At 70.6% G+C, this 2,101-nt stretch carries 1 protein-coding gene; it reads left to right on the top strand.

The features are described 5' to 3' along the window. Nucleotides 1–2,098 (top strand): terpene synthase family protein (locus GUY60_RS37120; RefSeq protein ID WP_312866572.1); only part of this gene is annotated, 2,098 nt, incomplete at its 5' end. Nucleotides 2,099–2,101 lie beyond the last annotated feature (3 nt).

Raw genomic sequence — 2,101 nt, 5'->3', positions numbered from 1 at the left:
GCGGATGGGAATGCTGGAGGGGTCGGGGGTCTGGGAGGAGCGCGACCTGGACGCGCACGACTACGCGCTGCTCTGCGCGTACACGCACCCCGACTGTGACGCGGACACGTTGGCGCTCGTCACCGACTGGTACGTGTGGGTCTTCTTCTTCGACGACCACTTCCTGGAGCTGTTCAAACGGACGCAGGACCGGCAGGGCGCCAAGGCGTATCTGGACCGGCTGCCCGCGCTCATGCCGATGGACCTGGCCCAGGGATTTCCGGAGCCACAGAATCCGGTCGAGGCGGGCCTCGCCGATCTATGGGCGCGCACGGTGCCGAGCATGTCGGCGGGCTGGCGGTCCCGGTTCGCGGAGGCCACCGAGAACCTCCTGAACGAATCCCTGTGGGAGCTGTCCAACATCAACGAGGGGCGGATCGCCAACCCCGTCGAGTACATCGAGATGCGCCGCAAGGTCGGCGGCGCCCCCTGGTCAGCCGGGCTCGTCGAGTACGCGGCACGTGCCGAACTCCCGGAGTCCGTCGCCGGGTCGAGGCCGCTGCGGGTGCTCAGGGACGCGTTCTCGGATGCGGTGCACCTGCGCAACGACCTGTTCTCGTACCAGCGCGAGGTCGAGGACGAGGGCGAGAACAGTAACGGCGTCCTGGTGATGGAGACGTTCCTCGGCTGTACGACGCAGGAGGCGGCTGACGCGGTCAACGACCTGCTGACCTCGCGCCTCCAGCAGTTCGAGAACACCGCGCTCACCGAGGTGCCGGGGCTGTGCGCGGAGCAGGGCCTCGACCTGGCGCAGACGGCCGCGGTCGCCGCGTACGCGAAGGGGCTGCAGGACTGGCAGTCCGGCGGGCACGAGTGGCATCTGCGCTCCAGCCGGTACATGAACGCGGAGGCGGCCGGGCGTGAGCCGGGCGGACTGACCCTGCCCGGCACCGGCATGCGCTTCACCCCGCGCGCGGAGCGGGCCCGGCAGCGCGGCCAGACGCATCGGCCGCACCGGCACGTGGGCCCGTCCCTGCTGCCGGAGTTCCAGCTTCCGTACCCGGTCTCGCTGAGCCCGCACCTGGGTGGGGCGCGGCCGCGCTGTGTGGAGTGGGGCGAGCGGATGGGCATGCTCCGGGTGCAGCCGGGCCAGCCGCTCTCCGACATCTGGGACGAACACCGGCTCGCCGGGTACGACTTCCCGCTCTGCTCGGCGGGCCTCGACCCGGATGCCACCCCCGAGGAGCTGGACCTGTCGGCGAACTGGCTGACGTGGGGGACGTACGGCGACGACCTGTACCCCGCGCTCTACGGCCGCACCCGGGACCTGGCGGGCGCCCGCGCGGCCACCGAGCGGCTCGCGCTGTTCATGCCGCTCGACGACGCCGCCGCGCCGGAGCCGGCGAACGCCCTGGAGCGCGGGCTCGCCGACCTGTGGGCGCGGACGGCCGGGCCGATGTCCGCCAAGGACCGGGCCGCGTTCCGCCGCACCGTCGAGGACATGACGGCGAGTTGGGTGTGGGAGCTGGTCAACCAGGCGCAGCACCGCATCCCGGACCCGGTGGACTACATCGAGATGCGGCGCCTCACCTTCGGCGCCGACATGACGATGCGCCTGTGCCGCATCAAGCACGGCGAGCGGGTGCCGGACGCGGTGTACCGCAGCGGCCCGGTCCGCTCCCTGGAGAACTCCGCCGTCGACTACGCCTCGCTGCTCAACGACCTGTTCTCGTACCAGAAGGAGATCGAGTACGAGGGCGAGGTGCACAACGGCGTCCTGATCGTGCAGAACTTCTTCGACGTCGACTACGCCACGGGCGTCGCCCTTGTCGACGACCTGATGAACGCGCGACTGCGCCAGTTCCAGCACGTCGTACGGCATGAACTGCCCGTGCTCTACGAGGACATGGAGCTGGACGCGCCGACCAGGGAGATTCTCGACGGGTACGTGCGGGAGCTGCGGGACTGGATGGCGGGCATCCTGCACTGGCACCGGGAGTGCAGGCGCTATCGCGAGCAGGACCTTCGGGCGGGCACGGGTGCGAGGCCTTGGCGGCTGGGTGGGCCTACGGGGCTCGGCACGTCCTCCGCAAGGATCACGCGGGTGCTGGCGGGGTAGTTC

Origin of the sequence: Streptomyces boluensis, assembly GCF_009908195.1 — a bacterium.
Lineage (GTDB): Bacteria > Actinomycetota > Actinomycetes > Streptomycetales > Streptomycetaceae > Streptomyces > Streptomyces boluensis.
This window is presented reverse-complemented; position numbering and strand designations above follow the sequence as displayed.